This is a genomic window from Gemmatimonadota bacterium (assembly GCA_026706845.1).
Lineage (GTDB): Bacteria > Latescibacterota > UBA2968 > UBA2968 > UBA2968 > VXRD01.
On the sequence record JAPOXY010000037.1, the window covers coordinates 15,072 to 32,174 of the forward strand.

The window sequence follows — 17,103 nt, forward strand, 5'->3', positions numbered from 1 at the left end:
TTTAATCGCTAAAAATATCACTCGCCCCACTTAAAACATCTGTAATAACCTCTCCCTCTTTCATCACCATCTTCACCTGCCGCAAGCATGCAATATCTTCAAGCGGATTGCCCGATAGTGCAATCACATCTGCGAACATCCCAACGCCAAGGTGTCCAATGGAATCCGCCATGTCCAACATCTCAGCCGTATTCGTCGTTACCGCCTTCAGCGCATCCACTTCCGACACCCCCAGCCCAACGAGTTCTTTTGCCTCGCGCCAGAGCGTTGCATGCGTGCTATCGGTCCCCAAACACACTTTCACACCCGCCCGCACGGCTTCGGGAATATATTTTGCCGTCAATTCGCGCGCGCGTTCAACCCGTTCGCGCCACCAATCCCACGCCCACGTATCAAAAGACGCAAAACCCACTTCATCGTCGAAAAACAGTTGCAAATTTGGATCGCTTAAATACGCGCCCGATTTCACAAACAAAGCCACATCCTCTTCGGTCAACAAATTGGCGTGTTCAATACTATCGATCCCCGCTTCCATTGCCCAGCGCATTGCCGGTCCGCCAATCGCGTGTGCGGCCACGGGCAGTCCCAGATCGTGTGAAACGGCAATCGCCGCGTCAATCTCCCGCCTCGAATACGCCGCCACATCTGTCAGGTCGCCTCGAATATAGTCCTGATATGAATCGCCCTGCCGCACATTGGTAATAAACAACTTGGTCCAATCCGCACCCTGAGAAAAATTCTCTCGGATCTTCAGCGTCAACTCTTCTTCCCCATCCGCGGGAAAACACAAAAAAGGCGCGGTCCCATGACTCGGCCTCAATGCCCGCACACACACCTTCAACCTGGGCCCCACGGCTTCGCCGCGATCAATCGCACCCTGAAAAGCCTTCTCAACACCCGAACGATCTCCCAGCGTGCGCATGGTCGTCACGCCAGTGCTCAGATCGCTTCGCAAATTCATCGCACCGCGCAACACAGCCGTTATCGCGTCCAGATCGAAATGCGCGCTCAAAGGCGTGTTGAACCGATTGTTAATCGTAATATGCACATGGGAATCAATCAACGCCGGCATCACGGTATAGGACGAACAATCCACCACCTCGGCATTTGGAGGTACATCCACTTCCGTCCCGACATCGACCACGCGCCCCTTGTTCACCACAACCATCCCCTGCGGGACGGGTGCACAATCGGGATGAACAATCAACAATTTGGATTTAATCACTTTTGACATATTTATTTTGTTTGTATAATGTAGGGGGAAAAACAGAACACTGTTATCTCGATCACCGGAGATCTATCCATGCAATTTGGCATCTTTTACGAACACCAGATTCCCCGCCCCTGGGCAGAAGGCGAAGAATACCAGCTTTTCAAAGACGCGCTCGAGCAAGTCGAAGTTGCCGACAGAACTGGCATTGAATATGTTTGGGAAGTTGAACATCACTTTTTGGAAGAATATTCCCACTCCTCAGCACCCGAAGTCTTTCTCGCTGCATGTAGCCAGCGCTCCAAAAATATCCGCCTGGGACACGGCATTGTACTCATGCCCCCCAATTACAACCATCCGGCTCGCGTTGCCGAACGCATCGCAACCCTTGACCTGATCAGCGACGGGCGCGTTGAATGGGGCACGGGTGAATCGGCCTCTCGCGCAGAACTCGAGGGCTTCAACGTGCCACCAGGAGAAAAAAAAGCAATGTGGGCGGAAACCGTAAGGGAAACCGCTAAGATGCTCGCATCAGACCCGTATCCCGGATACGACGGCGAATTTTTCTCCATGCCCGAACGCAACGTCTTGCCCAAACCCCTGCAAAAACCCCACCCACCGCTGTGGGTCGCCTGTTCCAATCGCGAAAGCATTCGCTGGGCGGGAAAACACGGCATCGGCGCGCTCACCTTTGCCTTTATTGAACCCGAAGACGCCAAATACTGGGTTGACGAATACTACACCGCATTTGAAAACGAATGTGAACCCCTCGGACAAGCTGTCAATCCCACCATCGCCATGGTCGCTGGATTCATGTGCCACGAAAACGGAGAAAAAGCGCGAGCACAGGGCCTCGAAGGATTCCAATTTTTCGGCTATGCGCTCTCCCATTACTACCGCCACGGCACGCACATCCCCGGCAAATTTGACATCTGGGCAGACTTCCAGCAAAACAAACCCGAACGAAAAAAAGGTTCGGGATCAGGCTGCATTGGCTCCCCAGATGAAATACGCGCTCACCTCGAATCAATGGAAGAAATCGGCGTCGATCAGGTCGTCTTCCTCCAGCAAGCTGGCAACAACAAACACGATCATATATGCGAATCGCTCGAATGTTTCGCACAAAATGTATTGCCAGACTTCAAAGCGCGACATGAAATATACGCCGCACAAAAAGCAGAACGACTCGGTCCCGCCATTGAAAAAGCACTCTCTAAAATTCCACCGATAGACAAACCCAAATCCACACCCTTCGAAGCCTATCCACTCCTGAAATCACCCGACGAAAAGCAAGAAGACCTCGAAATTGTAGAATCCGTTGCGGGGAAAAAATCCTCATAGACGTCAATCCAGATCCCCAATCGCCTCGCGCACCGCTTCTATTGTATCTTCAATATTCGCCTCTGTATGTGCCAGAGAGAGAAACATAGGATGCGAGGGATGCAAGTAATACCCCTGTGCAAGACATCCCCGCAACATCTCCATGCAGCGATCGCGGTCAGAATCGTCTATCACGGGACGCGGCATTGGCCCAACGCCAATGAGATGATAACTCAACCCTGCTGCTTTGCAAACCGCGTTGATACCCTCGATCAATCGACTTCCAATTTTCCATTGATAGGCAATGCCATTCCGCCTCCGTAGTTCCCCGATCACGACCTCCATTGCCGTCAAACTGAGCGGATCCCCATGCGCGGTACCTGTCATCCACACCGACTGACACGCTTTTGACCCCAAAATCTCGCGCTTCCCGGCAATAAAACTTCCCGCATACCCATTGCAACACGCTTTGCCAAACGTCGCAATATCGGGTATAACGCCATAATATTCCCCCCCACCGCCCATTGCCACGCGAAAACCCACCTTTGTCTCGTCAAACACGCAGACTGCGCCATGTGCATGGGCCAGATCTACACACCCTTGCAAAAACCCATCTGGCGGTCCACTCCCTTGAATCGTCTCCATCACCACACACGCCACCTGATTGTCATATTTTTTTAAATGCGATTCCAGAGCATCCAAATCGCCGTAGGGAACCGCGCAGGTCAGTTCGCTGACGGATTTCGGAACACCCTCGTCGCCGGGACGCGCCCAATCGTGCCAGCCGTGATACCCGCACGTAATCACTCTATCGCGCCCCGTATATACCCGCGACAAGCGCACCGCACTGGAAGTCGCCGCACTGCCCCCAATAAAAAAACCCACCATCTCCGCACATGGAATCACTTCAATGAGCAATTCTGCAACCGCCAACTCTCTGGGATGCGCCAGACTGTACACTGTGCCATTCGCCACCTGCTCGTGTATTGCACGGCACACAGCAGAATCATCATACCCCAGAACAATCGGCCCGAAACCCATTACATAATCCAAAAACTCATTGCCATCCACATCCCAAAATCGCGCCCCCGACGCGCGCTGTACAAATGAGGGATAGTCCATATCGACCTGACCAAAAATATTCTTATGGGGAATGTACCCGCGAACCAGAACATCGCCATAGCGATTCAGCAGAGCCTTTGACTTTGCAATGGTGTAATTCTTTTTTGCCATTTCGACCTCCTCCGCGCGTAAATTGAACCTCTTATTCAACAAATAAACTTCTCAGACAGACACAAGCACAAAATAGACTGCTTCTGCGCTCCTATTGTACTTGCCCCTCGTCTTTTCTTGTCTTATCCTATTTTAATAGGATCGCCCTCACTTCTAACCGGAGAACTTATGCCACGCGAACTCATTGCAGACCGGCCGGGACACACGACATTGCGAGAATACGACGAAGAGCCCCTCAAACGCGATCAAGTGCGCGCAAAAAGCTCGTTTTCAGCAGTAAAACACGGCACGGAGTTCCGGGGTTTTCAGGCAAATACACTCGATGCGTCCGATATTTTTAGCTGGGAATGGCGCATGCACCTGCGCGGGCAAAAACAGAAAGATGCATTCCCAAAACGGTTGGGCAATATGTATGTCGCCGAAGTGACAGACGTGGGACGAGACGTGTCAAATATTCGGGTGGGAGATCGGATTTTTGGCCATGGTCCCGTTCGAGAGACGCATACACTTTCGGCGGATCGCGTAGAAAAATCTCCGGATGGTGTATCGTGGCAGGCTCTAATGGCTACAGACCCCGCAGGCGTTGCCCTCGGCGGCGTCAGAGATGCCAATATTCGCATTGGGGATCGCGTCGCAGTCTTTGGTCTGGGAGCGATTGGATTGATGACCGTACAACTCGCCCGCATCGCAGGCGCGCGCTGGGTCGCGGCAATTGATCCCATTGAAAAGCGATGTCTGATTTCAGAAGCCTACGGTGCAGACGTCGTCCTGGACCCGCGCGAAGCCGATGTGGGCATGGTCATTAAACAAGCCACCGCAAAACTCGGCGTCGATGTATCCATGGAAACCAGCGGATCGTCCGCCGCAATGACCGATGCACTGCGTTCAACGCGCTATCAGGGCACCGTTGTATCCACAGCATATTACAATGCCCCCATGCAAAGTCTGCATTTGACCGGCGAATGGCATCGCAATCGGATTCGCATTATATCCGTGAGATCAGACAGCGAACCCTGGCTGGATTACGGATGGGACAAAAAGCGCGGAAATAAAGAAGCCTTCGACCTGCTCGTTGAAGGCCGTCTAAACGCCGAGGGCTTAATCGATCCCATCGTGCCTCTTAACCATGTTGCCGAAGCCTATATGCAAATGAATGAACACCCGGAAACGGGCATTAAACTCGGTGTTGATCATTCCCTCTAATGGATGATTTCAACATTTACTCATGCCAAAAATTCAAACCATAGCATTATGTCTATCCATCCTGTTGACCACCACAGACCTGCTGGCGAATGAGGGCACAGTACAGCAAGTCTCAGGAGACCTCGTTTACGTCACGGGCATGAATGGTCTGGCGCCACTGTGGTCAAATCTCACAGTGCAGAACGGACAGGACACAGGCGCAAAACTCGAAGTCATCAAAGAACTGCCAGAACTGGTCGTTACAAGAGTCGTAGAAGCCAACGGAACAGCGGTGAATACCGGCGATGCAGTAGTGCTGAGCAGCACACAACCAGATGCATCAGCGCGAAGAGCGAGGCGGATTGTTTACGCTACCCGCGTTGGTAAAAATCCAAATGTAGATGGCGTACTGGACGATCCCGTATGGTCGCAGGCAACGCCGATCAGGGGTTTTGTACAGCGCGATCCAAACTACTGGATGCCGAGTCCCGAACAAACAGTCGCGCGGATTATTTACACGGACAAGAGCATCTACTTTGGCTTTGAATGCCTCGTCCCGGACTCCTCTCAATTTATCGCAAACAACATGCGACGAGATTCCGAAATTTCCGGCGATGACAATGTTCAAATCCTGCTCGACACGTACAATGATCGCCAGAACGGCTTCTTTTTCTTTGTCAACCCCCTGGGGGCGCAAAGCGACTTGATGCTCTCCAACGAGGGGCGAACCTATAATCGCGATTGGGACTGCAATTGGACCGCCCGTACCAAGCACTATCCCGACCGATGGACGGCTGAAATCGAAATCCCGTTTAGCCAACTGCGGTTTAAGCAAGCAGCCGACGCCACCTGGGGCATCAACCTCGCGCGCTATATTGCCCGAAAAAATCTGGCGACCCAGCTCGTCGTCGGCCAGCAGACTTCTTCATCCACAGAGCGTTACCGCACGGCGGACATCGGCGAACTTCACGGCCTCCAACACATTCGCGCCAGGCGCCCGATATACATCAAACCCTACGCCTTGCCGGGCACGACCATCGACGATCAGGCAATCAATCCCTCTGAAAGCCGCACATTTGAAACGGGTCTCGATCTGCGCTATGGCATCACGTCAAACATCTCGCTCGACTTATCCTACAACACGGATTTCGCACAGGTAGAAGGCGATCAGGAACAAACCAACCTGACGCAATTCCGCCTCTTCTTCCCCGAAAAACGCGAATTCTTCCTCGAAGGAGCCAACCTCTTCCAATTTGGCGAACAAGCGCGAAGAACCGGCAGCGGTACCAGACCTCCCACCCTCCTCTTTTATACCAGACGCATCGGCCTTGAAAAAGGAAAAAAAATCCCGATTATCGTCGGGTCAAAAATTGCCGGGAAAGAGGGACGAACCAGTATTGGCGGCCTCAATGTACTGACCGACGCGGCATTGTTTGCAGAAGATGGCGATACAGTCCAGGTACACCGCACCAACTACTCAGTAGTCAGAATAAGACGCGACGTATTCGCGCGGTCAAACTTTGGTTTCATCATGGTCAACAAACAAATTGATGACCCTCGCGAGGGATGGAACCAGTACAATCGCGCGGGCGGTGTTGATTTCAACTATTCTCCAACGCCAAACCTGAATTTCCAGGCATTTGTAGCGCGAACATGGGATTCGCAAATCGGAGATGCAGACGATGCGCGATTTGTATCTATGAATTATCGCGGCACCAGGTACTGGGCGCGTTTCAAAGTCCTCGATGTCGAGGACCAATTTGAGCCCGCCGTGGGATTCATCAATCGCAGAAGAGGATTGGATGGTTTCAAACGCTATGATCTCTATACACGCTACCGCCCCAGACCGAAATTTGGCAATATTCGCTACATGTCAATCGGTCCTGAAGCACAAATCTTTACAGACCACAACAACAAGGTGAAATACTGGACAGTCGAACTCTCGGCATTTACCATTTTTAATACCGGTGACTACTGGCGGAACGAATTAAAACGCACTCGCGACGTGGTCGATGAAGAATTCTCTCCCTCTGCTCGAAACAAAGATGTAGTCATCCCTCCTGGGGAATATACCTTCACATCATTTATCACGGGACCGCGTCCCAGCCGATCCCGAAAACTGCGCCCTGGCATCACCTTTGAGGCCGGCACGTATTACACGGGAAGACGCTATACCATACGCTCGGAAAGCTCTTTTCGCCCCTCTGGCCAACTGTCTTATGAAGTGGAATATCAGGGCGACTGGGTCCGACTTCCGCAGGGGAACTTTAATATCCACACACTCAGCAATCGCCTGCAATACTCCTTTTCCACAGACTTTTTTGTCAAACTCTTTGTCCAGTGGAACAACGACAAAGAATTCGCCAGCGCGAATTTTCTCCTCAACTACCGGTATCGCCCCGGCAGCGACATCTTTCTCGTCTTCGACAGCGCTTATGGCACCGATCCGACCTTAACCCGACGAAATCGCTCAGTACTCCTTAAGCTCTCCTATCTCCTGGGTCTGTGAATTACTTCTCGCGTTTCACATTCTCAACAGCCAGCGCGACGGCCTCGCCTCCACCAATGCAGAGTGAGGCAATGCCAATGCGCTTGTCGGCGTGTTTCAGGGCGTGAATAAGCGTTACGAGAATGCGCGTACCGCTCGCCCCAATGGGATGCCCCAGCGCGACAGCCCCGCCATTGACATTGAGTTTTTCCGCCGGAATGCCCAGATCCTGAGTCGCTGCCATTGGAACGCCGGAAAAGGCTTCGTTAATTTCAAACAGATCGATATCCGAGACCGCAAGGGAGAGTTTGGACAAAAGTTTGGAGATGGCACCGATAGGCGCAAGTGTGAACCACTCAGGCTCCTGTGCGTGTGTAGCATAACCCAAAATCTCAACTTCGGGTGTAACACCGCAATCTTCTGCTTTTTCGCCTGAAAGGACGATAACAGACGCTGCGCCATCGTTGATACTCGACGCATTTCCAGGCGTCACAGTGCCGTCTTTTGAAAACGCAGGGCGCAGTTGGCGGAGTTTGTCCTCGTCAAATCTCAGGGGTTCTTCATCCTGGTCTATGGACGCAATTATCTTGCCAGAGGGTGCTTCTACGGGTACAATCTCGCTGCGGAATCGACCTTCGCTATCGGCGCGAAGTGCTCTGTTATAGCTACTAATGGCAAAATCATCCTGGTCTTCGCGCGAAAAATCGTAGCGCTCAGCACATCGGTCACCACAGGTCCCCATGTGCAAATCATTGTACACATCCCATAAGCCATCGCGGATCATTGAGTCAACGAGTTCGCCTGCCCCCAGTCTATAACCCGTCCGCGCGTTTTCGAGAAGATAGGGCGCGCGGCTCATGTTTTCCGTGCCTCCTGCGAGAATCAATTCGGCATCGCCACATTGGATGGCCTGCGCAGCGAGCATGATGGATTTGAGGCCCGAACCGCAAACTTTGTTGACCGTTGTCGCCCCCACCGACGTATCGAGACCCGCGCCAATGGCGACTTGACGCGCGACATTTTGGCCCAGTCCGGCGCTGAGCACATTGCCAAAAATTACTTCATCGACTTCATCGCCAATGATGCCCGCCTGCGCTATCGAAGCTGCCGCGACCACACTACCCAATTCAGGTGCAGACACCTCGGCAAAACCGCCCATAAATCCACCAATAGCCGTGCGCTTGCTCCCGGTGATATAAATGTGTTTCATAGTCATTCCTCCATTTTTCAAGACTATCAAGATACATCCAGACCTGGAAATAACGCAAGAAATAAGAGGTAAGAGGTGAAACATCTAATCGCCATTGCCCTGTGTAGTATTTTATGTGCATTAATCCTCATGATGGCCTGTTCTACACCCCCCGATGGCAAAACCGTATTTATCGAATCGGGCTGTACAAGATGCCATGAAATCAACGGCTCTGGCGGTTCGCAAGGACCGCGGTTAGAGGGCTTGCAAAGCAAATGGACACCCGAATCACTGGAAGAATTTTTGATTGATCCCCCTGCGTACGCAAAAGACAATGCCCGATTGCTGGCGTATCAAAAAAAATACCCAACGCCAATGCCCAGACTTGAAATCGCGCCTGCACAGCGAAAAATACTCGTCCAATATCTACTTAAAAGGTATCCATGAAAAATCAGATCGACAAAAAATACGAGCGGATATACAGAGAGGTCGCCAAAATTCCCGAAGGTACTGTGGCAACTTATGGGCAGATTGCCGATCGGGTTGGATGTGGACCGCGCGAAGTGGGCAGAGCACTATCGGAATTGCCGCCGCATACATCCTGTCCCTGGCACCGGGTCATCAATGCGCGGGGAATGGTGTCCATTCGCAGTGGGAATCACATGGCACATCACGACCAGGAAGCCCGCCTCGAACGAGAAGGCATTGTATTTGTCAATGGCCGCGTCGATCTCGAAATTTACAGGTGGGAAGCAGATTTTTAAGGCTTGAATTGGAAATTTGTGTATTGACAAGGATAATCGGTTTTTTTATCATTCACGCGCTTAGGGGAGAAATACATCTGTAAATACTGAGAAAGGGGATGCAGTGACCAAAGCTGATATTGTCAATCAGATTGCCGAAGCCACGGGGTTGACCAAAACAGATACCTCTATTGTAGTAGAGGGTTTTCTCACCTCGCTCATTGCGGCAATGGAACAAGGTGAACACATTGAGATTCGCGGTTTTGGCACGTTTAAGGTTGTTCATCGCGCACCGCGCACAGGTCGCAATCCCAAAACGGGCGAGGTTGTCAAAATCCCCTCGCGCGCAATGCCCGTGTTCAAACCCTCACGCGAACTGCGTAATTCTATTGCTGAAGTTTCTGTTCTTCCATCCAGCTAAAGCAACAGGAGGTAGCTCTTGCCCAGCGGAAAAAAGCGCAAACGCGCAAAAATCGCAACGCATAAGCGAAAAAAAAGGCGCCGAAGAGACCGACATAAAAAGAGGCTCTAAAGGCGAGATACCTGTCATTCATACGGATGTTATGGATTTAGCCCCTGACCTTGTACTATATTTCGGTATAGACCATGAGGCAGGGGCCTATCCATAGTCTGTCCGTTAGAGAGGTCTTCTGCGGCATTAGCTCAGTTGGATAGAGCACTGGTCTCCGGAACCAGAGGTCACAGGTTCGAATCCTGTATGTCGCACCACAAGCAATGGGGCGAGAGTCACGAACGACTCCCGCCCCATTTTTTTGTCTCATTCGCTACGCCTATGCATCTATCTGTCTTATCAGCCCCCACAACTTCTGAATAAGCGCATCCAGACCCTGACCTGTGACAGAGGAAATTCCCATATCTGTTTGTCCCTGAAAAAATGGGCCCCTGCGATTTTCGGGTGGCAACAAGTCCAGCTTGGTGGCAATGAGCATCGCGGGTTTCTCGCGCAATTTGGGACTGAAACGATCGAGTTCTTCTCTCAAAACTGTTAGATCGTACTCGGGATTGGGGCTGGTGATATCGACCATAAAAAGGAGAACGCGTGTGCGTTCAATATGGCGCAAAAATTGAAACCCAAGCCCTTTGCCGAAATGCGCCCCTTCAATCAGGCCGGGAATATCTGCCATAACAAAGCTATCGTAATCGCCGCATTTGACAATGCCCAGATTGGGTTGCAGAGTCGTAAAGGGATAATCGGCGATTTTGGGTTGCGCCGCAGACACTCTGGATAGAAGGGTCGATTTTCCCGCATTTGGATGACCGACCAGACCGACATCGGCGATGAGTTTGAGCTCGAGTTCCAGATGGCGTTCTCGCCCCGATTCTCCGGGCTGAACATACTCTGGCGCTCTATTTGTCGGCGTGGCAAAACGCGCATTGCCACGACCACCGCGCCCGCCCTCGACCAAAACAACGCGCTGACCAGGCTCGGTCAAATCCGCGAGAATTTCGCCCGTTTCTGTATCCTTGATAAGCGTGCCAATCGGCACGGGAATTTCTGCATCTTCGCCCCGTCGCCCTGCTCTCTTTTGTCCCGACCCATGTTCTCCATGCCCTGCGCTCAGGTGTTGTCGATACCGATAATCGAGCAGTGTGGAAAGGCGCGGGTCCGCTATAAAAGCGACATCTCCCCCCTTGCCGCCATCGCCACCATCTGGGCCCCCTCGCGGTACATGCTTTTCTCGGCGAAAACTTTTGCATCCATTGCCGCCGTTGCCCGAACGGGCATAAATTCTGGTTAAATCGACAAACATGGGAAAATTGAGTGAACTGAGGCTATGTTGCGGACTCTGCATGTGCGTTATGTCTCAAAAGCAGAGCCTCTTCAATGGGGATGTGCTCATCTGCGCTGTTGATGAGGTCCCTCGCCGTATTGTAGGTAAAGGAAATGACCTCAACGCGCGGTCCCAGAGTCTTGACGAGATCGACCAGAGGCACGAAATCACCGTCACCACTCACGAGAACCACGACATCGAGCTTATCGACAAATCTCATGATATCAATGGCCATGCCCATGTCCCAATCGCCTTTGGCCGAACCATCGCTGCGCTGCCGCAAATCTTTTCTTTTTACTTCATAGCTCTTTTGTTGGAGCATCGAGATAAAGTTACTCTGGTCAACATCTGGCGATTGCACGACATAAGCAATCGCGCGGATCAAGCGGCGTTTGCCCACACTGAGTTCCAGCAGTTTTTCAAAATCGAGACGCGCATTAAACGGTTTTGCGGCATAAAAGATATTCTGTACATCGACAAATATCCCAACCCGCAATTCAGTCGGGGGAATATCTGTGCGCCGGTCTAACCGGGCGCGGGCATTGGCCTGTAGAGCAGCGATATTTTTTTGAATAGCGTCGAGAGTAGCAAAAATTTCCCGGCGTTCTCGAGCACCGCTAATCGCTTCTTTATAGACTCTGTTCTTAATCTCTCGAAGGTCTCGAATTGAAGCCTGTGCTATGTTAATCTGATCTAATTTTTGCTCAATACGCGCTATTGCCTCTTGTATTTGCACAATCTGATCTTTAAAGTCTGCCATGGGTTATGGAGTCTCCGATATAAGTTTGTGTAACCCTGCGCCAAGGGCAAGGGCAAATCTGCTCGCCTGTCCGAGTTTTGCGCGATCTCGTTTTGGCAAGTGCGCGGTATCTATACCGCGGAATATTGGATGTTCCGCAAGGCTGAGGTCCGTTGGTGGATCAATGGCCTGTATGTCCCCCGACAGATAAACCCGTTTGCAGGGGCGGTGAGGAGAACTGGCGATAGAGAACCAGCGTTGCAGACTTGAAACATCGGGAATAGCTGTTTCAACACCGATTAATATACCATTTTCGACGGAAATATAAAAAGCCCCAGAGGAGTCGCTGTGAATAGCCATTTGCCTACCTGCCTCCCATACGCGAGCGGGCAGTCCCGCACAAAATAGAGATAGTGGAGCGACGGAGAGATGCAGGTGGGTTTCGCCCAGTGCAGAACATAGAGTTTCGTGTGCGTCAATCACCCTATTGCGTACTGCGGTCCAAAAAGCCACGCGCCCCACCGCAATAAAATCGATCACGCAATTGTCAACAGGGGAAATAAGTGCCTGCGATGCTTCCCAAAAAATCTGCTCGCGGCGATCTTCTTCCCCCGCGACTTCGAGAGGGATTTTTTGAATGTGATACAGACCACCCGAAAGACAAAAAGAAAGCGTGCCAATCGGTTTTGGCAGGCTTTCAAGTGCCTGACCCAATTCCTCAACAAAGGATTTGGGTACTTCTTTTTCGGGATCAAAATCAAAAGCCTCTGACACGCGCTGGTCAATAAGCCCCCTGAGAGAATACGCATTATCCAATTTTTCAAGATGGACCACGCGCAAGGTGTTGCCCGAAATATGAATGCCCGTCGCTGTACTCATGGCGTGCTCATCGTAAGGTGTGGTCGCAAGCGCTCGAGGGTTTTGGGACCAATACCCTTGACCTTTGTAATATCGTCAATGCGTTTAAATGCCCCATTCTTTTCGCGATAGGCCACAATGCGTCCCGCAATTTGAGGCCCAATACGGGGCAGCCGCTCGAACTCTTTTGCCGTTGCCGAGTTGATATCGATCAATTCCCCCGCTGGGGCAACTTCTACTTTTTCTTTTCCGTCCGCCTCAACTGGCGACAGGGATTGGTGAACTTTTGCCTCTTCTCGAGGTGGAACTTCCACGGCGTTTTTACGCACCTCAAAATCGGGAATGCGATCCGGATCTCTACTGTCGAGATAACGGATAACAATGCCCACAATCAGAACGCCGCAAAGCATCAACAGAATAATTTGTTCGTTGCGGTTAAAGGTAAACATGGGAAAGTCCAATTATTGAAAACTGATTTCACCCCAGAATCGAAAATCCCAGGTCACATTGGTGAGGTCGCGCAGTTCGTCTTTGCGCCGTTCATGGCGAAACGAGGTACCGCCTGTAAATCGCGAGCTAAAGGCATATTGCGTACCCAGGCTAACGGACCAGGATGTCGAGTTTTGGCGGATAATGGGCTCGGCTGGCACATCGGGTTCGGCACTTCGGGGCATTTCGGTTTGTGTATTCAAATTGCGCGAAAAGGAAAGCGAGAGGTCGAGAGTGCGCTGAAATCTTCCGCGCAGCGAATAGCGCACATCTGCTTGCAATGTACCGTTTTCCGTCAAAGTGGTCCCGATCAGGCGGTCGGCAAGGGTCGGTTGAACAGAAGCTGTATCGGCAGTCACATTGCGCTGATAGCGGATTTCGTCATTGTTGCTCTGGCGGCGGCTAAATGTCGTCTTCACATCGCCTTTCCAGTTCGCGCTCCACTGAAAAAGCGGATTGTATGATATTTCTCTCGCATCACTTGTCAGATAACGCGACGAGAGACTGAGACTGCCATCCCCCCGTCGGGTGCGCGATTCCTGATACCCGAAACTGGCATTGGAACTGACCCAGAACCAGCCGATCAAAGGCACGCGCTCAAGGCCGCGCCAACTCGCGTCAAATTTGGGAAAGATGACCTGATCGTCTTTGCCGAGTGTATTGCCCGTGCGTTCGTTTTCGGAATAATTGGCAGAGGTATTGAAATTCAGGCCCAGAGGCAACCGAATACCACTGGATACTTGCGCCTGTCTTCGCACATTGGTGGCGTTGGTTCTCGTTCCCGTAGTCGCGACCACAATGGGGATCTGAATCGTATCTTGAAAGCCAAATTGATAGGCCAATGAGGGACGGACCGTGAGACCAAACAAATTATTTGATTTGTTCTGAGAAACACTGCTCGTCACATTCTGAAGGCGCCCCCCCACCTTTCCAATCCATTGCAAAATGGAAAAACCACCGTCTTTACCGGATCTGCGCGTCCAGCGTTGAAATAAGCTGGGCAGGTTGAGATTGATGCGCGCATTCGCCGTTTGCTGGCTATTGATCGTGAGTCCGCGCCGAATGCTGCCGTACTGCACGCGCTCCCCACCGATTTCAAAGCGATCCGTGTACGTAGCCGAATACGACGGATTCACCGTAATCCAGTTTGAGATGCGCGGCGTATATCTGAAGTTGAGCGACTGGTTGCGCGATATTTCGCGTCCAAATTGGAGTTGGGTCAGGGCATATCCATTTCGCAAATCGCGGTTGATAGTGAGCGAATAATCGGCATTCAGGCTGCGAAATGGCGATAGTTTAATGGCATAACTCTCGGTCAGATTGAAAGTCTCTCGCACTGTATCAATCACATTTGACGTGTCGCCTGCGATGGCGCGAAATGAGGTTTGATCCGACACCCCGCGATTAAAACGCAGGTTGTAATTGATGCTGGAGGGCAGGTAAAAAAATTGTGCATCTTTGAGCGTTTTGAAAAAGGGCACCCACTTGAAAATGGCGAGCGCTTCGCGCTGAGACCACACCTGATTATAGGTCATATTGCCGTTTAAGTTCTGGTTCAGGCTCCGCCTCCGCTGTGTAATCGCACCCGTTGTCGATGCGTCAGAACTGTAGTTGAGTGACGTGGAAGCTTTGTCAAACAAAATGCGAGATATCAGGCTCGGGTCTTCGCGTGCTGGCCGCTTTCTCAGCGAAATAGTAAAGCGCGTCTGAGACCGCACATCGCTTTCGTTGATTTTTTGTTCGGGAGTGAGCACAATATCCGATCCCGGGCGTATGCGAGGGCTTGATGTATAGCGATTATAGCTGAATCGGACGGGTATGGAGGTGTTCCACTCTTTGGGAAAAAATTTGTCGATATTGAGCTGGCTGTCAAAGTTGAAGCGCGTGGTGGTATTGCCCGAAGCCCTGCCCTGCAGATCTTGAAAATCACCGCTTCGACGTTCCAGATTGACCGTCAGATTGCCCAGATCGGCGAGGGTTATGCGCGTGTCAGCCAGGGCAGATAAGGCGGGCTTTTTGCGGATATCATCAACGCGCAATTCATCCATCCAAACTTCGTTTTCTCCAATGAGAATATCATCGCCGCGGTTGCGAATCCCCACGGTAAAGGCTCTGATCGAAGACAGCGCGGGATTACCGCGCACGATATAGGTGCGACCATCCACGTCGATCTCTATGCGAGTGCCCTCTCTGTCGTAGCGAGCGAGAAAATCGCCACGGAGAAGCGACACACTAACGGTGTCAGATACTTGCTCGATGGATTGAAGATCCAGCAATTGGCCTTTGAGTTGCGACATTATCTCGAGGTCTAAACGGACGGTATTGGTTTCTTCTGCCCAACCGCGATAAACCCGCGAGCGGTATTCGTAAAAGTTGAGAGAATCTTCATTGATAGGGGCAAAGCGCATAAAAAATTCGATAGGGCTGGGGCCCGTGCTCACGGAATCTGCGGCGTCTGAAAAATTGGTGCTATACGTGGGATCGGCCGGATTTCCGCCGTGCAAAAACAGCGTCATAACACCGTATTCGGTATAGTCCTCGCCATTGGCGAAGCTGCGGGATGCCGAGATGGATTCGCCCGGGTAGAGATCGACAAATTCGAGCACCAGAGAATTTTCAGACAAACGAATACCCGTGGTGGGGTCAATTTCTCGCTCGAGACCCGGAGGAGATTCGTAAAAGGAGTTGTTCGTGCCGATAGTCGAAACCTGAAAATCGCCCGATAACTGCCCGAAAGCGACCGGGTCTTCCTGCCATTCACTGCCGGTCGCACTAAATGTATAGATTTCGACAGAGGTGGTGTCGTTGTGTTCGAACCAGACGCGCACAAAGTCAATCGTGCTGGCAAATGTGGTGTCGGGATTCCCCTCAAAGGTGCGCGGCGCGTCTTGCCCCTTGAGGGGAATGCGCAATAAACGCCACGGAGGATCCGCAATGCCCCCCAATTCCGGAAAGAGATCGGATTCCGTGCCGGGCACAAGCGTAGATGGGCCGGTAAAGGTGCCCGATGCGGGAGACAGCCCCCTATTGCTGGACAAATCGACGCTGTATCGGATAAAACTATCGCGCTCGTCGAGAAAACCATTGCCGTTGAGATCTTCGGTATCGGGTCGAGATTGGCGCTCTGCCCTGTTGCCCTCTGTTCCATTGAGACCAGAGGGATAGCGACGCAGGATATCCGTCGTGTTTTGATCCACGTCTTCAAAATTATCGCCCGAAGGGTCGCTGGGCACAGTGATACCTGGAAATATTTTTCGAAAGACCTCAGCCTCTTCGGCATCGGTCAATCCATCCAGGCCAATGTCTTCTTCGTCAATGACGATATCGTCTCCTGTGGGCAAGCCACCGATGGGTTTGTCTTCTGTGCGAAAGCCGCTTGGAAATCGCTCTCGGTCGCCGGGATCGTTGTACATGGGGTGATCGAGGGGCAGGAGGACGCGCTCAGAAACATCGCCCAAATCGATGTGCAGATGCCCATCATCTCCTCGAATCCAGAGTTCGAGAAATTTGGACCGCGACAAATCGAGACCATTGACATAGCGCATAATCCCCGCCCATGATTGTTGGGGAATGCCATTTTCATTGTTCTGCGAGCGGATGGGAAATCCATTACTGCGCGCGGGATCAAATCGCAGTTTAAGAACATCTACAATGTCTTGTTCCGCGCTTATGTCATCGCGGGTGGGCTGAATTCGGGAAAGAGATGCCCTGTCGCGGTCAATGGGATTATACCACGTAAGCCGCCCCTGTGGCAATGTGAGCATTCTGCTGTTGCGGATGGGAATACTTGCGCGGTTCCACCCTATTTTGCCAATCGCAAACGCCGTACTGTTCAGAGCGCCTTCAAAATCATCGATAT

General features: G+C 51.7%; 14 protein-coding genes and 1 tRNA gene. 7 read left to right on the forward strand and 8 right to left on the reverse strand.

The window, feature by feature from the left end:
• Position 1: 1 nt before the first annotated feature.
• A complete protein-coding gene (locus OXG87_03900) occupies positions 2-1,234 on the reverse strand; it encodes an amidohydrolase family protein (GenBank protein ID MCY3868675.1) in 1,233 nt (410 codons plus the stop codon).
• Positions 1,235-1,303: 69 nt separating this feature from the next.
• Here OXG87_03900 and OXG87_03905 point away from each other — a divergent pair, with 69 nt between their 5' ends.
• Positions 1,304-2,551, forward strand: coding sequence for an LLM class flavin-dependent oxidoreductase (locus tag OXG87_03905; protein ID MCY3868676.1), 1,248 nt, complete (start codon positions 1,304-1,306; stop codon positions 2,549-2,551).
• Positions 2,552-2,554: 3 nt separating this feature from the next.
• Here the strand turns inward: OXG87_03905 and OXG87_03910 are convergent, their stop codons facing one another.
• The gene (locus OXG87_03910) at positions 2,555-3,763 is read right to left on the reverse strand and encodes an aminotransferase class III-fold pyridoxal phosphate-dependent enzyme (GenBank protein MCY3868677.1); all 1,209 of its coding nucleotides are present in this window, start codon (positions 3,761-3,763) and stop codon (positions 2,555-2,557) included.
• A gap of 168 nt (positions 3,764-3,931) precedes the next feature.
• On the opposite strand from OXG87_03910, the gene OXG87_03915 reads away from it, so the two are divergent.
• Both OXG87_03915 and OXG87_03920 read left to right on the forward strand, forming a co-directional pair.
• The gene (locus OXG87_03915) at positions 3,932-4,966 is read left to right on the forward strand and encodes a zinc-binding alcohol dehydrogenase (GenBank protein ID MCY3868678.1); all 1,035 of its coding nucleotides are present in this window, start codon (positions 3,932-3,934) and stop codon (positions 4,964-4,966) included.
• 22 nt (positions 4,967-4,988) lie between these two features.
• On the forward strand, positions 4,989-7,454 hold the full coding sequence (locus OXG87_03920; protein MCY3868679.1) for a DUF5916 domain-containing protein: 2,466 nt from the start codon (positions 4,989-4,991) through the stop codon (positions 7,452-7,454).
• Between the two features lies 1 nt (position 7,455).
• Here the strand turns inward: OXG87_03920 and OXG87_03925 are convergent, their stop codons facing one another.
• Positions 7,456-8,643, reverse strand: a complete 1,188-nt coding sequence (locus tag OXG87_03925; protein ID MCY3868680.1) for a thiolase family protein — start codon at positions 8,641-8,643, stop codon at positions 7,456-7,458.
• Positions 8,644-8,718: 75 nt separating this feature from the next.
• On the opposite strand from OXG87_03925, the gene OXG87_03930 reads away from it, so the two are divergent.
• From OXG87_03930 to OXG87_03945, 4 genes are all read left to right on the forward strand, one after another.
• Complete coding sequence (locus OXG87_03930) at positions 8,719-9,069, forward strand: cytochrome c (protein MCY3868681.1); 351 nt, start codon at positions 8,719-8,721, stop codon at positions 9,067-9,069.
• Positions 9,066-9,386, forward strand: coding sequence for an MGMT family protein (locus tag OXG87_03935; protein ID MCY3868682.1), 321 nt, complete (start codon positions 9,066-9,068; stop codon positions 9,384-9,386). Before OXG87_03930 ends, OXG87_03935 begins: the two co-directional genes overlap by 4 nt.
• 103 nt (positions 9,387-9,489) lie before the next feature.
• Positions 9,490-9,786, forward strand: a complete 297-nt coding sequence (locus OXG87_03940) for an integration host factor subunit beta (GenBank protein MCY3868683.1) — start codon at positions 9,490-9,492, stop codon at positions 9,784-9,786.
• Between the two features lie 231 nt (positions 9,787-10,017).
• Positions 10,018-10,094, forward strand: a tRNA-Arg gene (locus OXG87_03945).
• A gap of 62 nt (positions 10,095-10,156) precedes the next feature.
• Here OXG87_03945 and obgE read toward each other — a convergent pair.
• The 5 genes from obgE to sprA all read right to left on the reverse strand — a co-directional run.
• Positions 10,157-11,179 carry a GTPase ObgE gene (obgE, locus tag OXG87_03950; GenBank protein ID MCY3868684.1) on the reverse strand — a complete coding sequence of 341 codons (1,023 nt, stop codon included), beginning with the start codon at positions 11,177-11,179 and terminating at the stop codon, positions 10,157-10,159.
• Positions 11,160-11,918 carry an NYN domain-containing protein gene (locus tag OXG87_03955; protein ID MCY3868685.1) on the reverse strand — a complete coding sequence of 253 codons (759 nt, stop codon included), beginning with the start codon at positions 11,916-11,918 and terminating at the stop codon, positions 11,160-11,162. Before OXG87_03955 ends, obgE begins: the two co-directional genes overlap by 20 nt.
• A gap of 3 nt (positions 11,919-11,921) precedes the next feature.
• Entirely contained in the window at positions 11,922-12,776 is an 855-nt protein-coding gene (locus OXG87_03960) for a hypothetical protein (GenBank protein MCY3868686.1), read from the reverse strand.
• The gene (locus OXG87_03965; protein ID MCY3868687.1) at positions 12,773-13,204 is read right to left on the reverse strand and encodes a helix-hairpin-helix domain-containing protein; all 432 of its coding nucleotides are present in this window, start codon (positions 13,202-13,204) and stop codon (positions 12,773-12,775) included. The genes OXG87_03960 and OXG87_03965 overlap by 4 nt, the downstream gene beginning before the upstream one ends.
• Before the next feature lie 12 nt (positions 13,205-13,216).
• Positions 13,217-17,103: cell surface protein SprA (gene sprA / locus OXG87_03970; GenBank protein ID MCY3868688.1), on the reverse strand; the 3,887-nt coding region annotated here is incomplete at its 5' end.